Here is a 23068-nt window from a genome sequence, read left to right on the forward strand (position 1 = left end):
CGGCACACGCCTTCCCGACCGCTAGGGATCACAAGGATGGACCAGTCACCCATGGCGAATGAAGAAAAGCTCTTCGAGTACCTCAAGCGTGTCACCGCGGAGCTGAAGGAGACGCGGGCACGGTTGCGGGACGCGGAGGCGGCGGTCGGTGAGCCGGTGGCGATCGTCGGCATGAGCTGCCGCTACCCCGGCGGGGTGACCTCGCCCGAGGAGCTGTGGCGCCTGGTGGCCGACGGCACGGACGCCATCTCCGAGGTGCCGGCGGACCGCGGCTGGGACCTGGCGGGGCTGTTCGACGTGGCCGGGGAACGGCCCGGGACCTCGTATGTGAACCGGGGCGGTTTCCTGTACGACGCCGCCGACTTCGACGCGGGTTTCTTCGGCATCTCGCCGCGTGAGGCGCTGGGCATGGACCCGCAGCAGCGGCTGCTGCTGGAGACGTCCTGGGAGCTGTTCGAGCGGGCCGGCATCGACCCGGCGTCGCTCGGCGGCAGCCGCACCGGCGTGTTCATGGGGTCCAGCTTCCACGGCTACGGCGGCGAGCTGACCGACGCCCCCGAGGAGGTCCAGGGCTATCTGCTCACCGGCCGCGCGGACAGCGTGATCTCCGGCCGGATCGCCTACACCCTGGGTCTTGAGGGGCCGGCGATCACGGTGGACACCGCCTGCTCGTCGTCGCTGGTGGCGCTGCACCTGGCGGTGAACGCGCTCCAGCGGGGCGACTGCTCGATGGCCGTGGCCGGCGGGGTGATGGTGATGGCCACCCCCGAGGTGTTCGTCGAGTTCAGCCGCCAGCAGGGCCTGTCGCGCGACGGCCGGTGCCGGGCCTTCGCGGGCGGCGCCGACGGCACCGGCCTCTCCGAGGGCGTCGGCGTCCTGCTGGTGGAGCGGCTGTCGGACGCGGTGCGCAACGGCCACCAGGTGCTGGCCGTGGTGCGCGGCTCGGCGGTCAACCAGGACGGCGCGTCCAACGGGCTCACCGCGCCCAACGGGCCCTCGCAGCAGCGGGTCATCCGGCAGGCCCTGGCCGACGCCGAACTGTCCCCGGTGCAGGTCGACGTCGTGGAGGCGCACGGCACGGGCACCACGCTCGGCGATCCGATCGAGGCGGACGCGCTGCTGGCGACGTACGGTCAGGACCGGCCCGCCGACCGCCCGCTGCTGCTCGGCTCGCTCAAGTCGAACCTCGGCCACACCCAGGCCGCGGCGGGCGTGGGCGGAATCATCAAGATGGTGATGGCGATGCGGCACGGCACCGTGCCCGCGACGCTGCACATCGACGAGCCGACCCCGCATGTGGACTGGGAGTCCGGCGCGGTGCGGCTGGTGACCGAGAACACCGACTGGCCCTCGACCGGGCAGCCGCGGCGTGCCGCCGTGTCCTCGTTCGGGGTGAGCGGCACCAACGCGCATGTGATCATCGAGCAGCCGCCGGCCGTCACGGCACCCGAGGCCGAGGAGGTCTCCGACGCGCCCGCCCCCTTCGCCCCCGCGGCGGCGGACGGCGCGCTGCCGTGGGCGGTGTCGGGCCGTTCCGCCGAGGGACTGCGCGCACAGGCCGCCCGGTTGCGCACCTTCGCCGCCGACTCCGCCGAGGCGGACCGGCACCTGGGGTGGTCGCTGGCGTCGTCGCGCGCCGCGCTGGAGCACCGCGCGGTGGTGGTCGCCGGGGACCGGGACGCCTTCCTGACCGGTCTCGACGCCCTCGCCGCCGGGGAGCCCGCCACCCACGTGGTGAGCGGTGCCGTCGGGGCACAGGCCCCCGACGGCGTGGTGTTCGTCTTCCCGGGCCAGGGCTCGCAGTGGGTGGGCATGGCCACCGAACTGCTGGAGTCCTCGCCCGCGTTCGCCGAGTCGGTCCAGCGGTGTGCCGAGGCCCTCGCGCCGCACATCGACTGGGATCTGCTCGAGGTGCTGCGGGGCGGCGGCTCGCTGGAGCGGGTGGACGTGGTGCAGCCCGTGCTGTGGGCGGTCATGGTGTCGCTGGCCGCGCTGTGGCGTTCGATGGGCGTGGTGCCGTCGGCGGTCGTCGGACACTCCCAGGGCGAGATCGCGGCGGCGTGCGCGGCCGGGGTCCTCTCATTGGAGGACGGGGCCCGGCTGGTGGCGCTGCGCAGCCGGGTGATCGCCGAGGACCTGGCCGGCCAGGGCGGGATGGTGTCCGTCGCCGCCTCCGCCGAGCGGGTGACGGAGCTGCTGGCCGACCGCGACGGGGTGTGGATCGCGGCCGTGAACGGCCCCGCGGCCACGGTGCTCGGCGGCAGCCCGGACGTACTGGCCGAGGTGATGGCGGCGGCCGAGGCCGAGGGGCTGCGGGCGCGGTCGATCGCGGTGGACTACGCCTCGCACACACCGCATGTCGAACAGGTCCGCGACGCCCTGCTGGAGCTGGCCGCCCCGATCACCCCGCGGGCCGGGGACATTCCCATGTACTCCACCGTCACGGCCGCGCTCGCCGACGGCGCGACGCTGGACGCGGAGTACTGGTACCGCAATCTGCGCGGACAGGTCCGCTTCCACGAGACCGTACGGACCCTCATCAGCGACGACAGCACGGTGTTCCTCGAGGTCAGCCCCCATCCGGTGCTGGCGGGAGCGATCGAGGAGGCCGGGCATGCCGCGGACACCGATGTGACGGCGGTGGCGACGCTGCGGCGCGGCGAGGGCGGTCCGGGGCGCGTGCTGACCTCCCTGGCAGAGCTGTGGGTGCGTGGCGTCGGGCCCGACTGGCGGGCCGTGTTCGGCGGCGACACCGAGCGGGTGGACCTGCCCACGTACGCGTTCGAGCACCGCCGCTACTGGCTGTCGGGCACCGGTTCCGGAGTGGGCGACCTGGCGGGCGCCGGCCTCTCGCCGCTCGGGCATCCGCTGCTGGCGGCCGGGATCGGCGTGGCCGAGGGCGGCGGGGCCCTGTTCACCGGCCGGCTGTCCACCGGCTCGCACCCCTGGCTCGCCGACCACACGGTGGCGGGCCGGGCCCTGGTGCCGGGCGCGGCCGTGCTGGAGCTGGTGCTGCGCGCCGGGGAGTACGCCGGCTGCGACCGGCTGGAGGAACTGGTCCTGCGGGCCCCGCTCCTCATACCGAACAACAACACCGCGGTCGAGGTGCAGGTCGGCGTCGACCCGGCCGACGAGCAGGGGCGGCGCGCGGTACGGCTGCACTCCCGGCCGCACCGCCCCGGGCCGGACGAGGACGGCGCGGAGTGGGTCTGCCACGCGACGGGCACGGTGACCGCCGGTGGCGCCGAGCAGCCCGCGGCGGCCCTGGAGACGGTGTGGCCGCCCGAGGGCGCGGCGCCGGTGCCGACCGAGGGGGTCTACGAGCGCCTCGCGGAGGCGGGCTACGCCTACGGGCCGGTGTTCCAGGGGCTGCGCGCGGTGTGGCGGCGCGGCGAGGAGGTGTTCGCCGAGGTCGCGCTGGACGAGCCCGCGGCGGGCGAGGCCGGGCGGTTCGGGGTGCATCCGGCCCTGGTGGACGCGGCGTTGCAGAGCAGCCTCGTGGTGCTGCTGGAGGACGGCGGGGAGCGCAAGCTGCCGTTCTCCTTCTCCGGCGCCCGGATCCACGCCACGGGCGCCACCTCGGCGCGGGTCCGGGTGGCCCCGGCCGGCCCCGACGCGGTCTCGGTGCTGATGACCGACCACGCCGGGCTCCCGGTCCTCACCGTCGACGCGCTCACCTCCCGACCGCTCACCGCGGCCGCGGTGGCGGGCCCGGCGGCGGACTCGATGTACGAGGTGGTCTGGACGCCGCTGCCGGTGGCCTCCGACGCGGCGGCGGAGCCGGTCGCGGTCCTGGGCGAGGATGCCGTACCGGGCCTTGACGCCCCGTCGTACCCCGATGTCGCCTCGGTGGCCGCGGCGGCGCGCGGTGACGAGTCGCTGCCCGTGACGGTGCTGCTGCCCTGCCCCGCCGCAGCCCCGGGCGCGGATGCCCCGGCCGCGAGCCGGGAGCTCCTGGCCCAGGTGCTCGGCGTGGTACGGGAGTGGCTCGGCCACCCCGAACTGGAGGACACCCGGCTGGTCCTGGTGACCCGCGGGGGCATCGCGGCGGAGCCGGGCGAGCGGGTCGATGTCGCCCAGGCCGCCGTGCGGGGCCTGGTGCGCTCGGCGAGCTCCGAGCACCCCGGCCGGATTCTCCAGGTGGACATCGACGGTGCCGCGGAGTCGGCGGCGGCGCTGGCCGCCGTGGTGGCGGCCGCGGCCTCGGCCGGCGAGTCGGAGGCCGTGCTGCGCTCGGGCGTGGCCTCGGTGCCACGGCTCGGCCGGGTCTCCCCGACGGACGCGGGAGCCCTGGCGGTGCCCGACGGCGCGGAGGCGTGGAGCCTGGACCTGGACACCGGCGGCGCCCTGGACGGGCTGCGCCTGGTGCTGTGCCCGGAGGCCGAGGCGCCGCTGGGCGCGGGCCGGGTACGGGTGGCGGTGCGCGCGACCGGCGTCAACTTCCGGGACGTCCTGGTCGCGCTGGGCGTCGTTCCGCTGTCCGGCGCGGTGTTCGGGTGCGAGGGCGCCGGTGTCGTGGTCGAGGTCGGCCCGGAGGTGACCGGTCTCGCGGTGGGGGACCGGGTGATGGGTCTGCTGGCGGACGCGTACGCCGGTCCGCTGGCGGTGGCCGACGCCCGCATGGTCGTCCGTATGCCGGGCGATTGGTCGTTCGCCGAGGCGGCCTCGGTGCCCGCCGTGTTTTTGACCGCCTACTACGCGCTGGTGGACCTGGCCGGGGTGCGGGCGGGCGAGTCGTTGCTGGTGCACGCCGCCGCGGGCGGGGTGGGTATGGCGGCCGTCCAGTTGGCCCGCCACCTCGGTGTCGAGGTGTACGCGACGGCGAGCGAGCCGAAGTGGCCGGTGGTGCGCGGCATGGGTGTTCCGGGCGAGCGGCTGGCGTCCTCGCGCACCCTGGAGTTCGCCGACCGGTTCCGCGCCGTGGACGTGGTGCTGAACTCGCTGGCCCGGGAGTTCGTGGACGCTTCGCTCGGCCTGCTGGGGCCGGGGGGCCGGTTCCTCGAGATGGGCAAGACCGACATCCGTGACGCCGACGAGGTCGGCGCCGCGCGGCCCGGCGTGTCGTACCGGGCGTTCGACTTGGGGGAGGCCGGCCCCGACCGCGTCCAGGAGATGCTGGCGCACCTGGTGGAGCTGTTCGAGCAGGGGGTGCTCTCGCCGCTGCCGGTGACCGCGTGGGACACCAGGCAGGCGCCGGACGCCTTCCGCTACGTCAGCCAGGCTCGTCACACCGGCAAGGTGGTGCTGACCACCCCGCCGTCCGGTCCGCTCGACGGGACCGTGCTGATCACGGGGGGTACGGGGGTCATCGGGTCGGCCGTGGCCCGTCATCTGGCCGCTGAACATCGCGTCACCGACCTGGTGTTGACCAGTCGTCGTGGGCTGGAGGCGCCGGGTGCGGCGGAGCTTGTCGCGGAGCTGGCCGAGTTGGGGGCTGCGGCGCGGGTGGTGGCGTGTGATGTGGCGGATCGTGGGGCGTTGGCGGGGCTGTTGGGTGGGTTGCCCGGGTTGTGTGGTGTGGTGCATGCGGCGGGTGCGCTGGATGACGGGGTGGTGTCGGCGCTGACGCCGGAGCGCCTTGACACCGTGTTGCGGCCGAAGGTGGACGCGGCGTGGCATCTGCATGAGCTGACCCGGGACCGTGATCTGTCGCTGTTCGTGCTGTTCTCGTCCGCCGCGGGTGTGTTCGGCGCGCCCGGGCAGGGCAACTACGCGGCGGCCAACGCGTTCCTGGACGCGCTGGCGCAGGCCCGCCGCCGGGCGGGGCTGCCGGGGCAGTCGCTGGCCTGGGGCCTGTGGGCCGACCGCAGCGCGATGACGGGGCAGCTGGACCAGGTCGACCTGGACCGGATGGGCCGCACGGGTGTTCAGGCGCTCGCCACCGACGAGGGGCTCGCGCTGTTCGACGCGGCGGCCCGGATGCCGCGCCCGCAGGTGGTGCCGATCCGGCTCGATCTCTCCGCGCTGCGCAAGCAGGAGGCCGTGGCTCCGCTGTTCCGCGGTCTGGTGCGCGCCTCGGCGAAGCGCGTGGCCGCGAACGCCGCTGCCGGACAGGGCGGTCTGCGCGAGCGTCTGGCCCTGTTGCCGGTGGCCGAGCGGGATCGGGTGTTGACGGAGTTGGTGCGGGCGCAGGCGGCGGTGGTGTTGGGGCATGGTGGTGCCGAGGCGGTGGGTGCGGATCGGGCGTTCAAGGATGTGGGGTTCGACTCGCTGACGGCGGTGGAGTTGCGGAACCGGCTGGGTGCGGCGACGGGGTTGCGGCTTCCGGTGACGGCGGTGTTCGACTACCCGACGCCGGTGGCGTTGGCGGCGGAGCTGGCTGTACGGCTGGGGGCGGATGGCGAGGGCGTGTCCGTGCCCGCGGTTCCGGTTGCTGCGGCGGTGGCTGTGGTGGCGGATGAGCCGATCGCGATCGTGGGCATGAGCTGCCGGTTCCCCGGCGGGGTGGGCTCGCCTGAGGACCTGTGGCAGCTGGTGGCCGAGGAGCGCGACGCCATGTCGCCGTTCCCCACGGACCGCGGCTGGGACCTCGACGCGCTGTTCGACCCGGACCCCGACCGGCCGGGCACCTCGCACACCCGCGTGGGCGGGTTCCTGCACGACATGGCCGACTTCGACCCCGAGTTCTTCGGCATCTCGCCCCGTGAGGCGCTGGCCATGGACCCGCAGCAGCGGCTGCTGCTGGAGACCACCTGGGAGACGTTCGAGCGCGCGGGCATCGACCCGGGCAGCCTGCACGGCTCCCCGACCGGTGTCTTCCTCGGCGGCTCGGTCTCCGGCTACGGGGTGAATCTGTTCACCGCCTCCGACGGCCTGGACGGACACCTGCTGACCGGCAACGCGAGCAGCGTGGCGTCCGGCCGGGTGGCCTACACCTTCGGCCTGGAGGGCCCGGCGATCACGGTGGACACCGCCTGCTCGTCGTCGCTCGTGGCCCTGCACCTGGCCGTCCAGGCGCTGCGGCAGGGCGAGTGCACCCTGGCCGTCGCCGGTGGCGTCACGGTCATGCCCAGCCCGGCGCTGATGGTGTCGTTCAGCAGGCAGCGCGGGCTGGCGCCGGACGGCCGTTGCAAGGCGTTCGCGGCGGACGCGGACGGCACCGGATTCGCCGAGGGCGTCGGTGTCCTGCTGGTCGAGCGGCTGTCGGACGCGGTGCGCAACGGCCATGACGTCCTGGCGGTCGTGCGGGGTTCGGCGGTGAACCAGGACGGTGCGTCGAACGGGCTGACGGCGCCGAACGGCCCGTCGCAGCAGCGAGTGATCCGTCAGGCGCTGGCCAACTCCGGGGTGTCCGCCGCCGAGGTGGACATGGTGGAGGCGCACGGCACCGGCACGGCCCTGGGCGACCCCATCGAGGCGCAGGCGCTGCTGGCCACCTACGGCCAGGACCGGCCGGAGGACCGGCCGCTGCTCCTCGGCTCGGTCAAGTCCAACCTCGGACACACCCAGGCCGCGGCGGGCGTCGCCGGGGTCATCAAGGCCGTCATGGCCATCCGTCATGGCGTGGTGCCGCGTACGTTGCACGTGGATGAGCCGACCCCGCATGTGGACTGGTCGGCGGGTGCGGTGGAGCTGGTGACCGAGGGCCGTTCATGGCCCCAGGACGAGCGGCCGCGCCGTGCGGCGGTGTCCTCGTTCGGCATCAGCGGCACCAACGCCCATGTCGTACTGGAGCAGGCGCCCATGGCCGACGCGCCGCCCGCGCCGGAGCGGCAGGCGGCGCCCGAGGCAGGCGCGGCCGTCCCGTGGGTGGTGTCGGGCCGTACGGCGGCCGGGCTGCGCGGCCAGGCCGCCCAGCTGCGCGCGTTCGTGGCCGACCGAGCCCCTGAGACGGCGGACGTGGCCTGGTCGCTGGCGAGTTCGCGGGCCGCACTGGAGCATCGCGCCGTGGTGGTCGCGGCGGACCGCGAGGAGTTTCTGGCGGGGCTGGACGCGGTGGCCGCGGGGGAGTCCGCGGGCGGAGTGGTCAGCGGTGCCGTTCAGGACGGCCGGCGGGTGGCGTTCCTGTTCTCGGGTCAGGGTTCACAGCGGTCGGGGATGGGGCGTGGTCTGTCGGCGCTGCCGGTGTTCGCCGAGGCGCTGGAGGAGGTGTGCCGGGCGTTCGACGGGCTGTTGGGTGTGCCGTTGGGCCGGGTGTTGTCCGCCGAGGCCGGTTCGGCGGAGGCGGAGCTGGTGGATCGGACGGATTACACGCAGGCGGGGTTGTTCGCGTTCGAGGTGGCGCTGTTCCGGGCGCTTGAGGCGTGCGGGGTGAGCGCTGATTTCCTGATCGGGCATTCGGTGGGGGAGTTGGCGGCGGCTCATGTGTCGGGTGTGTGGTCGTTGGGGGATGCGGCGCGGGTGGTGGCGGCGCGTGGCCGGTTGATGGCGGGGCTGCCTTCGGGTGGCGCGATGGCCGCGGTGGAGGCCACGGAGGCTGAGGTCGTCGGGTGGATCGGCGGGGACGCGGAGCGGTTGGCGGTGGCCGCCGTGAACGGTCCTCGGTCGGTGGTGGTGTCCGGCGCCGAGGACGCGGTGGAGCGGGTGGTCGGTCTTGCGCGTGAGGAGGGTCGGCGGACGCGCCGGTTGCGGGTGGAGCGGGCGTTCCACTCGCCGTTGGTGGAGCCGATGCTGGCGGAGTTCGCCGAGGTGCTGGGCGGTGTCGCGTGGGGTGAGCCGCGTATTCCGATCGTCTCCAATGTGACGGGTGAGGTGGTCGCGGCCGAGGAGATCGGCAGTGTGGAGTACTGGCTGTGCCATGCCCGGCAGGCGGTGCGGTTCGCCGACGGTCTGAAGTGGCTGGGCGAGCAGGGTGTCACGGACTTCGTCGAGATCGGCCCCGACACCACGCTGAGCAGTCTGGCCGCCGACCAGGCTGCGGCAGACATGGCCGTCGCGGTGCCGACCACCCGGCCGGACCACGACGAGATCACGACGTTCACCCAGGCCCTGGCCCGGCTGCACACCCGGGGCACGGCCGTCGACTGGCCCACGCTGACCCCGGGCGCGCGGCTCGACCTGCCCACCTACGCGTTCCAGCGGCAGCGCTACTGGCCCGAGCGGACCGCCCCGGTGGGCGTGGACGCCGCCGTCGGCTCCGTCGGGCTCGAGGCCACCGACCATCCGCTGCTCGGCGCGCGCGTCGGCCTGGCCGACGGCGACGGCGTACTGCTCACGGGCAGGCTCTCGCTGGCCGAACAGCCCTGGCTGGCCGACCACGCGGTGCTGGACACCGTTCTGTTCCCCGGTGCCGCCTTCGTCGACATGGCGCTGCGCGCGGGCGACGAAGTGGGCTGCGACGTGGTCGAGGAACTGACCCTGCACGCGCCCCTGATCCTGTCCGAGGACGCCACCGTGCGGGTCCAGCTGACCGTGGGCGGCGCCGACGACAGCGGCCGCCGGACCCTCGCGGTGTACGCGCGGCGCCAGGACACCGAGGAGTGGACCACCCACGCCACGGGTGTGCTCTCCGAAGGCGCGCCTACGGGCCCGGCCGAGCCCGGCGTATGGCCGCCCGAGGGCGCCGCCCCCGTCGCGCTGGACGGCGTCTACGACCGGCTGAGCGACGGCGGGCTCGGCTACGGACCTGCGTTCCAGGGGCTCACCGCGGCCTGGCGGCGCGGCGTCGAGGTGTTCGCCGAGGTCCGCCTGCCCGAGGCGGCGGCCGCCGAGGCCGACCGCTACTGCCTGCACCCGGCGGTGCTCGACGCGGCGCTGCACGGCATCTCCCTGCTGACCGCGGCGGACGGCACCGACGCCCCGAGCGGTCTGCCCTTCTCCTGGCAGGGCGTGCGGCTGTACGCCACCGGGGCCACGGCGCTGCGCGTCCGTCTCTCCCCGACCAGCGCCGCCGGGATCGCGGTGACGGTGGCCGACGGCGAGGGGCTGCCGGTGGCGTCGATCGACGCGCTCGCCCTGCGCCCGGTCACCGGCGACCAGCTCCAGGCCGCGCGCGCCCACGGCGATTCGCTCTTCCGGCCCGGCTGGGCCGAGGTGGCCCCGGTGGCCGGGGAGGACGGCGCGGCCGCCCTCCGGTGGGCCGCCCTCGGGGCCGACGCCGCCGCGCTGATCGGCGCGGCGGGGATCGACGCCGAGCGGTACGAGGACCTGGCCGCGCTGGACGCCGTCGACCGCGGCGACACCCCCGCCCCGGACGCGGTGCTCGCGGTGTGCCCGGACTTCCCCGGGGACACGCCGGACGCGACCAGGGCGGCCACCGGCTGGGCACTGGAGACCGTACGCGCCTGGCTCGGCGACGACCGGCCCGACGGGGCGCGGCTGGTGCTGGTCACCCGTCACGCGGCCTCCGTCGACGGACGGGCCCCCGACCTGCCGCAGGCCGCGGTGCGGGGTCTGGTGCGCTCCGCCCAGTCGGAGCACCCGGACCGCATCGTGCAGCTCGACCTCGACACCGAAGACCACCCCGACACCGAAGGCAACCCCGACGCGGCGGCGGCCGGGCTGATCCGCGCCGTACGGACCGCGTGGGCCGCGGACGAACCCGAACTGGCGCTCCGCGACGGCGTTCTGTACGCACCCCGGCTGACCCGGGCGGCGGCGCCCGGCGACGCTGCGGCGCCCGTCTGGGATCCGCGCGGCACCGTCCTGATCACCGGCGGCACCGGCACGCTGGGCGGCGCCGTGGCCCGCCACCTGGCCGCCGTCCACGGCGTGGCCCACCTGCTGCTGGTCGGCCGGCAGGGCGCCCGGGCCGCAGGCGCGGAGGAACTCGTGGCCGAACTGGCCGAGCTGGGCGCCGAGGCCACCGTGGTGGCCTGCGACGCCGCGGACCGCGACAGCCTGGCCGCCGCGCTGGCCGCCATCCCGGCCGGCCGGCCGCTGCGCGGCGTGGTCCACGCCGCCGGTGTGGTCGACGACGGAATCGTGTCCTCCCTGACCCCCGAGCGGCTCCACGCCGTGCTCCGCCCCAAGGCGGACGCGGCCTGGAACCTGCACGAGCTCACCGCCGGAATGGACCTGACGGCCTTTGTGCTGTTCTCGTCGGCGGCGGGTGTGACGGGGGCCGTCGGCCAGGCCAACTACGCCGCGGCCAACACGTTCCTGGACGCGCTGGCGAGCCACCGCCACGCCCGGGGCCTGGCCGCCCGGTCGCTGGCCTGGGGCCTGTGGGAGCAGCGCTCCACCATGTCCGGCGCCATGAGCGAGCGCGACCTGGCGCGGGTGTCCCGCGGCGGGATCTCGGCCCTGTCGGTCGAGGACGGGCTCGCGCTGTTCGACGCCGCCCTCGCCGCCGACGAGCCGGTGCTCGTGCCGATGGCGCTCGACCTCGCCGCCGTACGCGGCGGTGGCCCGGCCGTCCCCGCGGTCCTGCGGGCGCTGGTGCGCACCCCGGCCCGGCGCGCCGCGCGGTCCGGCGCGAACACGGGGCTGCGGGAGCGGCTGCACACGATGTCCGAGGCCGAGCGGGACAAGGCGCTGCTCGAGCTGGTGCTGCGGCACGTCGGCGCCGTCCTGGGCCACGCGCCGGGCAGCGCCGTCGCGGACGACCGGCCGTTCTCCGAGCTCGGCTTCGACTCGCTGACGGCCGTGGAGCTGCGCAACCAGCTCGCCACCGCGACGGGCGTGCGGCTTCCGGCCACCTTGGTGTTCGACTACCCGACCCCCGCGGCGCTGGCCGCCCACCTGCGGTCCCAGCTGGTGACCGGCGAGGCCGTCGCCGACGAGGCGCGCACGGTGGCCGCGGCCGACGAGCCGATAGCGATCATCGGGATGAGCTGCCGCTACCCGGGTGGGGTGCGGTCGCCGGAGGATCTGTGGCAGCTGGTCATGGACGGCCGGGACGCGATCTCCGGGTTCCCAGACGACCGCGGCTGGGACGTCGCGGAGCTGCACGGCCCCGACGGCCCGGTGGGCGCGGGTGGTTTCCTCTACGACGCCGCCGAGTTCGACCCCGCCTTCTTCGGCATCTCGCCCCGCGAGGCCGTGGCCATGGACCCGCAGCAGCGGCTGCTGCTGGAGACCTCCTGGGAGGCGTTCGAGGACGCGGGCATCGACCCGGGCGCCGTACGGGGCAGCCGGGTCGGGGTGTTCGCCGGGCTGATGCACCACGACTACGCCACCCGGCTGCGGACCGTCCCGGAAGATGTCGCGGGCTTCCTCGGCAACGGCAACACCGGCAGCATCGCCACCGGCCGCCTGGCCTACACCTTCGGCTTCGAGGGCCCCGCCGTCACGGTGGACACCGCCTGCTCGTCCTCGCTGGTCGCCCTGCACCTGGCGGCGCAGGCGCTGCGTCAGGGTGAGTGCTCGCTCGCCCTGGCCGGCGGCGTGGCCGTGATGTCGACCCCGGCCGCCTTCGTGGAGTTCAGCAGGCAGCAGGGGCTGGCGCCGGACGGCCGGTGCAAGTCCTTCGCGGCCGGCGCGGACGGTACCACCTGGTCGGAGGGCGTGGGCCTGCTGCTGGTCGAGCGGCTGTCGGACGCCCGGCGCAACGGACACCGGATCCTCGGTGTGGTGCGGGGCACGGCGGTGAACCAGGACGGTGCGTCGAACGGGCTGACGGCGCCGAACGGCCCGTCGCAGCAGCGGGTCATCCGTCAGGCGCTCGCCACTTCCGGGGTGTCCGCCGCCGAGGTGGACGTGGTCGAGGCGCACGGCACCGGCACCCCGCTCGGCGACCCCATCGAGGCACAGGCGGTGATCGCGACCTACGGGCAGGAGCGGGCGGACGACCACCCGGTGCTGCTCGGCTCGCTGAAGTCGAACCTCGGCCACACCCAGGCCGCGGCGGGTGTCGCCGGGGTCATCAAGATGGTGCTGGCGATGTGCCATGGGCTGGTGCCGCGTACGTTGCACGTGGATGAGCCGACCCCGCATGTGGACTGGTCGGCGGGCGCGGTGGAGCTGGTGACCGAGGGCCGGCCGTGGCCCCAGGACGAGCGGCCGCGCCGTGCGGCGGTGTCCTCGTTCGGCATCAGCGGCACCAATGCGCACGTGATCATCGAGCAGGCGCCCGACGACCGGAACGAGGGTCGGAACGACGGCGGGGCGCCCATCGACGCGGCTCCGGTTTCCGGCCCCGTGCCATGGGTGGTGTCGGGCCGCTCGGCGGCCGGACTGCGCGGTCAGGCCGCGCGGCTGCGCGAGTTCGCCATCGCGAGCGAGGCGGACTCCGCGCGGATCGGCTGGTCGCTGGGGGCCTCGCGCGCGGCGCTGGAACACCGCGCCGTGGTGATCGCCGGGAACCGTGAGGACCATCTGCGCGGCCTGGCCGCGGTGGTGTCGGGGGAGACCACGGAGCACGTGGTGTCGGGAGTGGCGACATCCGGCCGCTCGACCGCGTTCCTGTTCTCGGGTCAGGGTTCACAGCGGCCGGGTATGGGGCGTGGTCTGTCGGCGCTGCCGGTGTTCGCCGAGGCGCTGGAAGAGGTCTGCCGGGCGTTCGACGGGCTGCTCGGCCTGCCGCTGGACCAGGTTCTCTCCGCCGAGGCCGGTTCGGCGGAGGCGGAGCTGGTGGATCGGACGGATTACACGCAGGCGGGGCTGTTCGCGTTCGAGGTGGCGCTGTTCCGGACGCTCCAGCGTTGTGGGGTGAGCGCGGACTTCCTGATCGGGCATTCGGTGGGGGAGTTGGCGGCGGCTCATGTGTCGGGTGTGTGGTCGTTGGGGGATGCGGCGCGGGTGGTGGCGGCGCGGGGCCGGTTGATGGCGGGGCTGCCTTCGGGTGGTGCGATGGCGGCGGTGGAGGCCACGGAGGCTGAGGTCGTCGGGTGGATCGGCGGGGACGCGGAGCGGTTGGCGGTGGCCGCGGTGAACGGCCCGCGGTCGGTCGTGGTGTCCGGTGCCGAGGATGCGGTGGAGCGGGTGGTGGGGTTGGCCCGGGAGGAGGGTCGACGGACGCGGCGGTTGCGGGTGGAGCGGGCGTTCCACTCGCCGTTGGTGGAGCCGATGCTGGCGGAGTTCGCCGAGGTGCTGAGCGGTGTCGCCTGGGGTGAGCCGCGTATTCCGATCGTCTCCAACGTGACGGGAGAGGCGGTCACGGCCGAGGAGATCGGCAGTGTGGACTACTGGTTGCGCCATGCTCGGCAGGCGGTGCGGTTCGCCGACGGGCTGAAGTGGCTGGGCGAGCAGGGTGTCACCGATTTCGTCGAGATCGGCCCCGACACCACGCTGACCGCGCTCGCCGCCGACCACCTCGCCTCGATCACCACGGAGATCCCCTCCCTCGCGGTGCCGACCACCCGGCCGGACCACGACGAGATCACCACGTTCACCCAGGCCCTGGCCCGGCTGCACACCCGGGGCACGGCCGTCGACTGGCCCACGCTGACCCCGGCCGCGCGGCTCGACCTGCCCACCTACGCCTTCCAGCGCGAGCGCTACTGGCTGGACGCGCCCGCGCCCACCGCCGACGGCGGCCCCGCCACGGCGGCCGACCAGGCGTTCTGGTCCGCCGTGGAGAGCGGGGACGCGGATGCGCTGGCGCGCACGCTGGGCGTGGACGGAGAGGAGAAGGGACACTCTCCGCTGCGGGAGATGCTGCCCGTGCTGTCGGACTGGCGCCGCCGCTCCCAGGAGCGCTCGGCGCTCCAGGACCTGCGTTACGGGGTGACCTGGCGGCCGATCGCCGAACCGGCCGCCGCGCTCACCGGCACCTGGCTGGTCGTCACCGCGGGCGGAGCGGCCGCCGACGAGTGCCTCGACGCCCTGACCCGCCAGGGGGTCGATGTCGTACGCGCCGACCTCACCGGCCACGCGCCCGAGGCCATCGCCGAGCGGCTGCGCGCCGCCCGGCCCGACGCGCCCGTGCGGGGCGTCCTGTCCCTGCTAGCGCTCTCCGGCACCGCGGACCCGTCGTGGACCCTGGGCTCGGGCTTCGCCCTCGTGCGGGCGCTGGGCGAGCTCGAGATCGCGGCGCCCCTGTGGTGGGTGACGCGTGGCGCGGTGGCGGTCGCGGGCGACCAGGACGTCGACCCCGACCAGGCCCAGCTCTGGGGCCTCGGCCGGGTGGCCGCCCTCGAACACCCCGACCGCTGGGGCGGGCTGGTCGATCTGCCCGCCGAGGCGGATCCGCGCGCCGCCGCCCGGCTGTGCGCCGTCCTGGCGGGCGCCACGGGCGAGGACCAGGTGGCCGTGCGGTCCGGCGGGCTGCTGGTCCGGCGGCTGACGAGGGCGCCGCTGACCGCCCCGGACGCCGGACCCCGCTGGACACCGCGCGGAGCCGTGCTGATCACCGGAGGCACCGGGGCGCTGGGCGCCCATGTGGCCCGTCGGCTGGCCCGCGCCGGGGCCGAACACCTGGTGCTCACCAGCCGCCGGGGCCCGGCCGCGCCCGAGGCCGCGGCGCTGGAGGCCGAACTCACCGAGCTGGGCGCCCGGGTGACGGTGGCCGCCTGCGATGTCGCCGACCGGGAGGCGCTGGCCGCCCTCCTCAGCGAACTCACCGCCGACGGCGTCAAGGTCGGCGCGGTGATGCACACCGCGGGCATCGCGTCGCCCACCGGCATCGCGGACACCGGCCCGGCGGAGCTGGCGGCCGTCTGCGGCGGCAAGGTCGACGGCGCCCGCAACCTCGACGAGCTGTTCGCCGACACCGACCTGGACGCCTTCGTGCTGTTCGGGTCGACCGCCGGGGTCTGGGGCGGCGCCGGCCAGGGCGCGTACGGCGCGGCCAACGCGTATCTGGACGCCCTGGCCCAGCGGCGCCGGGCCCGTGGCCGCACCGCCACCTCGATCGCCTGGGGACCCTGGGGCGGGGGCGGCATGGCCGCGCGGGACGACGCCGAGGCGCATCTGCGGCGGCGCGGCGTCCGCCCGCTCGCACCACAGGCGGCGCTCGATGTGCTCCAGCAGGCCATCGACCACGACGAGCCGCTGCTGACCGTGGCGGATGTCGACTGGGAGCGGTTCGCGGTGTCGTTCACCGCGGCGCGGCCGAGCACCCTGCTCGACGAGATCCCCGAGGCCCGGCGGGCCCAGGCCCCCGCCGAGCCCGCGCCGGACACCGCGGCGCGGCTGGACCAGCGGCTCGCCGGACTCTCCGGCCCCGAGCGGCAGCAGGCGCTGGTCGAGCTGATCCGCACCCAGGCGGCCCAGGTGCTCGGACACGCCACCATCGACGGGATCGAGCCGGGCAAACCCTTCCGGGACCTCGGCTTCGACTCCCTGGCGGCGGTCGAGTTCCGCAACCGGCTGAGCGAGGCCACCGGGCTGACCCTGCCCGCCACCTCGATCTTCGACTATCCGACGCCCCGTGAACTCGCCGGACATCTGCGGGCCGCCCTGGGCGAGGACGAGGTCACCGAGGCCTCGGTGCTCGCGGAGATCGACCGGCTGGAGAGCAGCCTCGCGACGGTCGCGGCGGGCACGGGCTCCCACCCGGACATCGTGGCCCGGCTGGAGGCGCTGCTGGCGCGCTGGGGCGGTGACGCGGACGAGGCGGCCACGGAGACCACCACGGCCGAACACATCCGCTCCGCGACGCGGGACGAGGTCTTCGACTTCATCGACAACGAACTCGGCATCTGAGCGTGAGCGGCGAGCAGGAAAAGGGGCGCAGGACACGGATGGGATCCACGATGGGTGACGACGACAAGACTCTCGACTACCTCAAGCGGGTGACCGCCGACCTGCACAAGGTCCGCGGGCGGCTGCGCGAGGTCGAGCAAGCCGAGCGGGAGCCGATCGCCATCGTCGGGATGAGCTGCCGGTTCCCCGGCGGCGTCGGCTCCCCGGAGGACCTGTGGCGGCTGCTGGCGGACGGCACCGACGCCATCGCGGAGTTTCCCGCCGACCGCGGCTGGGACCTGGGCGGGCTGTTCGGCGCCGACCAGGGCCAGGGCGGCACCTCGGCCACCCGGGCGGGCGGATTCCTCTACGGGGCCGCCGAGTTCGACGCCGAGTTCTTCGGGATCTCGCCCCGTGAGGCGCTGGCGATGGACCCGCAGCAGCGGTTGCTGCTGGAGACGTCCTGGGAGGTGCTCGAGCGGGCCCATATCGACCCGGGGTCGCTGCGCGGCAGCCGGACCGGTGTCTTCGTCGGCACCAACGGCCAGGACTACGCCACCCTGTTGCTCGGCGGGTCCCAGCAGGACGTGGCGGGCCACGTGGGCATCGGCAACGCGGCCAGCGTCGCCTCCGGCCGGATCTCCTACACTCTCGGCCTGGAGGGCCCGGCCCTCACCGTGGACACGGCCTGCTCGTCGTCGCTGGTGGCGCTGCACCTGGCCGCGCACTCGCTGCGCACCGGGGAGTGCACGATGGCGCTGGTCGGCGGGGTGACGGTGATGTCGACACCCAGTATGTTCACCGAGTTCAGCAAGCAGCAGGGCCTGGCGCCCGACGGCCGGGTCAAGGCCTTCGCCGCCGGGGCGGACGGCACCGCGTGGGGCGAGGGCGTCGGCGTCCTGCTGGTGGAGCGGCTGTCCGACGCGCGCCGCAACGGCCACCAGGTGCTGGCCGTGATGCGCGGCAGCGCCGTCAACCAGGACGGCGCGTCCAACGGGCTGACCGCCCCCAACGGCCCGTCCCAGCAGCGGGTGATCCGCCAGGCGCTGGCCGGCGCCCGGCTGTCCGCGTCCGAGGTGGACGTGGTCGAGGCCCATGGCACGGGCACCTCGCTGGGCGACCCGATCGAGGCGCAGGCGCTGCTGGCCACCTACGGCCAGGACCGGCCGCAGGGGCGGCCGCTGCTGCTGGGCTCGGTGAAGTCCAACATCGGCCACACCGCGGCCGCCGCGGGCGTGGCGAGCATCATCAAGACCGTGATGGCGCTGCGCCACGGCGTCGTACCGCCCACCCTGCACGTGGACGAGCCCACCCCGCACGTCGACTGGAGCGCGGGCGCGGTGCGGCTGGTGACCGCGGCCACCGAGTGGCCCGACACCGGGCAGCCCCGCCGGGCCGGGGTCTCCTCGTTCGGCGTCAGCGGCACGAACGCGCACCTCATCCTGGAGCAGGCACCCGCGGACGACGAGCCGGCCCCGGAGACCGGCCGGAGCACCCCGCTCGCCGAGGCGGGCGCGGCGCTGCCGTGGGTGGTGTCCGGGCACACCCCGGACGCGCTGCGCGCCCAGGCGGCGCGGCTGCGCACATCCGCCGCCACCGCCGACCCGGTCGGCGTCGGCCGGTCCCTGGCGCTGACCCGGGCCGGCCTGCGGCACCGTGCCGTCGTGCTGGCTGGGGACCGGGACGGGCTCCTCGGAGGGCTGGACGCGGTCGTCGCCGACGAGCCGTCCGCACACGTGGTGACCGGCTCGGCCGCGGCCGACGCCTCCGGCGTGGTGTTCGTCTTCCCCGGCCAGGGCTCCCAGTGGGCCGGCATGGCCACCGAACTGCTCGACGCCGCCCCGGTGTTCGCCGACTCGATGGACAAGTGCGCCCAGGCGCTGGCGCCGCACCTCGACTGGGACCCGATCCAGGTGCTGCGGAACGGGGAGCCGCTGGAGCGGGACGACGTGGTCCAGCCCGTGCTGTGGGCGGTGATGGTGTCGCTGGCCGCGCTGTGGCGCTCCCTCGGCGTGGTCCCGTCCGCGGTGGTCGGCCACTCCCAGGGCGAGATCGCCGCCGCCTGTGCCGCCGGCGCGCTGTCGCTGGAGGACGGGGCGCGGCTGGTGGCGCTGCGCAGCCGGGTGTTCGCGGAGCATCTGTCCGGCAAGGGCGCGATGCTGTCCGTCGCGGCGTCGCCCGAGCGGGCAGGCGAGCTGATCGAGGGCCGGGACGGGGTGTGGATCGCGGCCGTCAACGGGCCGGAGTCCACCGTCGTCGCGGGCGACCTCGACGCGCTGGCCGAGGTGCGCGCCGCGGCGGAGGCCGCCGGGCTGCGGCCGCGCAAGGTCGGCATCGAGTACGCGTCGCACACGCCGCACACCGAGCGGGTGCGCGATCAACTGCTGGAGCTGGCCGCGCCCGTGACCCCCCGGGCCGGCGATGTGGCCATGTATTCGACCGTCACCGCCGCGCCGGTGCGGGGCGAGACGCTGGACGCCGAGTACTGGTACCGCAATCTGCGCGAGCCGATCCGCTTCCAGGACACCCTCGACGCCCTGCTCGCCGAGGGCAACACCGTCTTCGTGGAGGTCAGCCCGCACCCGGTGCTGCTGCCGCCGGTGCAGGACACCGCGCAGGCGAGCGGCCGGGAGGCGGTCGTCACCGGGACCCTGCGGCGCGACGACGGCGGGGTCCGGCGGATGCTGACCTCGCTGGCGCAGCTGTGGGTGCACGGCGTGGACGTCGACTGGCGCGCGGTGTTCGGCGACGGCACACCGGTGGACCTGCCGACGTACGCCTTCGAGCGGCGGCGCTACTGGCTGGCCGGGCCGGGCCACGCGGTGGGCGATGTGTCCGGGGCCGGTCTCTCGCTCGTGGGACATCCCCTGCTGGCCGCCGGTGTGGAGGTGGCCGAGGACGACCGGTTCGTGTTCACCGGCCGGCTGTCCCGGGACACCCACCCGTGGCTGGCCGACCACACGGTGCTCGGCCGGGTGCTGGTGCCGGGCACCGCGCTGGTGGAACTCGCCCTGCGCGCCGGGCAGTACGTCGGCTGCGAGCAGGTGGCGGAACTGGTGCTCCAGAGCCCCTTGGTGCTGCCCGCCGAGGGGGCCGTGGACGTCCAGGTGACCGTGGGCGGGCTCGACGAGCACGCACAGCGCCCGGTGCGCGTCTTCTCCCGCGCCACCGCCGGGGACGACGGCGTTCCGGCCGAGTGGACCGGCCACGCCACCGGCACCCTGACGGCCGATCCGGCCGGGGTCCCGGAGGCCGGGGCGGGCGCGTGGCCGCCGGACGGGGCCCAGCCGGTGAGCACCGACGGGCTGTACGAGCGCCTGCGGGAGTGGGGATACGCGTACGGCCCGGTGTTCCAGGGGCTGCGCGCCCTGTGGCGGCGCGGCGACGAGCTGTTCGCGGAGGTCGCGCTGGGCGAGCCCGGCGCGGAGGAGGCCGGACGGTTCGGGCTGCACCCGGCGCTGGCGGATGCGGCCCTGCACAGCCAGGTGGCCTCGGCCCTCGACGGCGCCACCGAGGTGGAGCCCCGGCTGCCGTTCTCCTTCGGCGGGGTCCGCCTCCACGCCACCGGCGCCACCACCGCACGCGTCCGGCTGGCGCCGAACGGCGCCGACTCGGTGTCGGTGACCATGACCGACACCGCCGGGCTGCCCGTTCTGACCGTCGACGCCCTCGCCATGCGGCCCGTGTCGGCCGCCGGCCTGGACGCCGGGCCCCGGCTGGACGCGCTGTACCAGCTGGACTGGACCGCCCTGCCCGTGGCCGTGGCCGACGAGCCGCGTCTGGCCCTGCTCGGCGGCGGCGACGGCCCGGCGATCGAGGGCGCAGAGTCCTTCGCCGACCTGGCCGCCCTGCGGGACGCCGTGCGGTCCGGCGACCCGGTGCCGGACGTGGTCGTCCTGCCCGTGCCGGACACCGGCCCGCTCGAGGTCCCCGACGCGGCCCGGTCCGCCGCGGGCACGGTGCTCGCCGCCGTCCAGGACTGGCTCACCACCGAGGAGACCATGTCGGCCTGCCTGATGGTGGTGACCCGCGGCGCGGTGTCCGCCGCGCCGGGCGACACGGTCGACGTCGCCCAGGCCGCCGTACGGGGCCTGGTGCGCTCGGCGTGTTCGGAGAACCCCGGCCGGATCGCGCAGCTGGACCTGGACGGCGACCCCCGGTCGGCCACCGCGCTGGCCGGCGTGGTGGCCGCGCAGATGGCCGCGGGCGAGCCCGAGGCCGCGGTGCGCTCGGGGGAGGCGCTGGTGCCGCGGCTGGGCCGGGTCGCGCGGCAGTCCGCGCTGACCGTGCCCGAGGGCGGGGCGTGGAGCCTCGACGTGGACGGCAGCGGCTCCCTGGAGGGTCTGGGCCTGATGCCCTGCCCGCAGTCCGAGGCGCCGCTCGCCGAGGGACAGGTGCGCCTCGCGGTGCGCGCCACCGGGGTGAACTTCCGGGATGTGCTGCTCGCCCTGGGCGTCGTCAAGATGGCCGAGTCCTTCATGGACGTGGCCTTCGGCTGCGAGGGCGCTGGCGTGGTGGTCGAGGTCGGCCCCGGCGTCACCCGCTTCGCCGTCGGCGACCGGGTGATGGGCCTGCTGTCGGGCTCGTACGCCGGACCGCTGTCGGTGACCGACAGCCGGACGCTGGCGCCCATGCCGCGCGGCTGGTCGTTCGCTCAGGCGGCAGCCGTGCCCACGGTGTTCATGACCGCCTACTACGGGCTCCAGGACCTGGCCCGGATCCGCGAGGGCGAGTCGCTGCTGGTGCACGCGGCGGCCGGCGGCGTGGGCATGGCGGCCGTACAGCTGGCCCGCCACTGGGGCATCGAGGTGTACGCGACGGCCAGCGAGCCCAAGTGGCCGGTGGTCCGGGGGACCGGGGTGCCGTCCGAGCGGCTGGCCTCCTCCCGCACCCTGGAGTTCGGCGAGCGGTTCCGCACCGCGACCCAGGGCCGCGGCGTGGACGTCGTACTGAACTGCCTGGCCCGGGAGTTCACCGACGCCTCGCTCGACCTGCTGGCGCCGGGCGGCCGGTTCATCGAGATGGGCAAGACCGACATCCGGGAGGCGGACGCCGTCACCGCCGCGTGGCCAAACGCCGTGCTCTACCGCTCCTTCGACCTCGGCGACGCCGGCCCGGACCGGATCAACGAGATGCTGACGCACCTGGTGGAGCTGTTCGACCAGGGCGCGCTCTCGCCGCTGCCGGTGACCGCCTGGGAGACCCGGCAGGCCCCGGAGGCCTTCCGCTACTTCAGCCAGGCCCGCCACATCGGCAAGGTCGCGCTCACCACGCCGCCCGGCCCCCTCGACGGCACCGTGCTGATCACCGGAGGCACGGGCGTCATCGGCTCCTCGGTGGCCCGCCACCTCGCCACCGCCCACGGCGTGCGGGACCTGGTGCTCACCAGCCGCCGGGGAGCGGACGCGCCCGGCGCGGCCGACCTGGTGGCCGAGCTCGCCGGACTCGGCGCCACCGCGCGGGTGGTGGCCTGCGACGCCGCCGACCGCGAGGCGCTGGCCGGGCTGCTGGCCGGGCTCCCCGAGCTGCGCGGGGTGGTGCACGCCGCGGGTGTCATCGACGACGGCGTGGTGTCGGCGCTGACCCCGGAGCGCCTCGACACCGTGATGCGGCCCAAGGTGGACGCGGCGTGGCATCTGCACGAGCTGACCCGCGACCGCGACCTGTCGCTGTTCGTGCTGTTCTCCTCCGCCGCGGGTGTGTTCGGCGCGCCCGGGCAGGGCAACTACGCGGCGGCCAACGCGTTCCTGGACGCGCTCGCGCAGGCCCGCCGCCGGGCCGGGCTCCCGGGGCAGTCGCTGGCCTGGGGCCTGTGGGCCGACCGCAGCGAGCTGACCGGGGACCTGGACCAGACTGACCTGGACCGGATGGGCCGCACCGGTGTGCAGCCGCTGTCCACCGAGACGGGGCTCGCCCTGCTCGACGCCGTCGTGGGGTTCAACCAGACCCACACCGTGCCGGTGCGCCTGGACGTCTCCCGGTTCACCGGGGCCGTCCCGCCGCTGCTGCGCGCACTGGTGCGCGGCACCGCCAAGCGGGCCGTGGCCGACACCCCGGCGGCGTCCGCGGCCGGCGGCGGGCTGACCGAGCGCCTGGCGGGCCTGGCGCCCCTGGAGAGCGAGCAACTGCTCACCGACGTGGTGCGCACCCAGGCCGCGGTGGTGCTGGGCCACGACGACCCGGGCGCCGTGGGCGCGGAGCGGCCGTTCAAGACGATGGGCTTCGACTCGCTGACCACCGTGGAGCTGCGCAACCGCCTCAACTCCGCCACCGGGCTGAGGCTGCCGGTCACGGTGGTGTTCGACCACCCGACGCCCGCCGCGCTGGCCGCCCATCTGCGGCAGCAACTGGTGCCCGAGATCGACCCCGTGGAGCTGGCCACCACCGAGATCGACCGGCTGGAGGCCATCCTCGCCGAGGTCACGGGCGATGACCCCGGCCGGGCCGACCTCACCACCCGGCTGCGCGCCCTGGTGACCAAGTGGACCGACGGCGAGACCCGGGAGGAAGGCCTCGACCTCGACTCGGCCACGGACGCGGAGCTGTTCGACCTCATGGACAACAGGCCGTGGACCTGAACCGGCAGGCGGGCCGCCCCGCCCCCACACGACGTGACCCGTTG

General features: G+C 75.3%; 2 protein-coding genes. Both read left to right on the forward strand.

What is annotated here, in order from left to right; all coding sequences use genetic code 11:
* The first annotated feature begins 51 nt into the window (after positions 1-51).
* Positions 52-16467: a type I polyketide synthase gene (locus ABTY62_RS03730; RefSeq protein WP_352127715.1), complete on the forward strand. Its 16416-nt coding sequence runs from the start codon at positions 52-54 to the stop codon at positions 16465-16467.
* 38 nt (positions 16468-16505) lie between these two features.
* Positions 16506-23024 (forward strand): SDR family NAD(P)-dependent oxidoreductase, encoded by a 6519-nt coding sequence (locus ABTY62_RS03735; protein ID WP_352127716.1) that lies wholly within the window; start codon positions 16506-16508, stop codon positions 23022-23024.
* Positions 23025-23068 lie beyond the last annotated feature (44 nt).

The organism is Streptomyces sp. NPDC097640 (genome assembly GCF_040302705.1).
Lineage (GTDB): Bacteria > Actinomycetota > Actinomycetes > Streptomycetales > Streptomycetaceae > Streptomyces.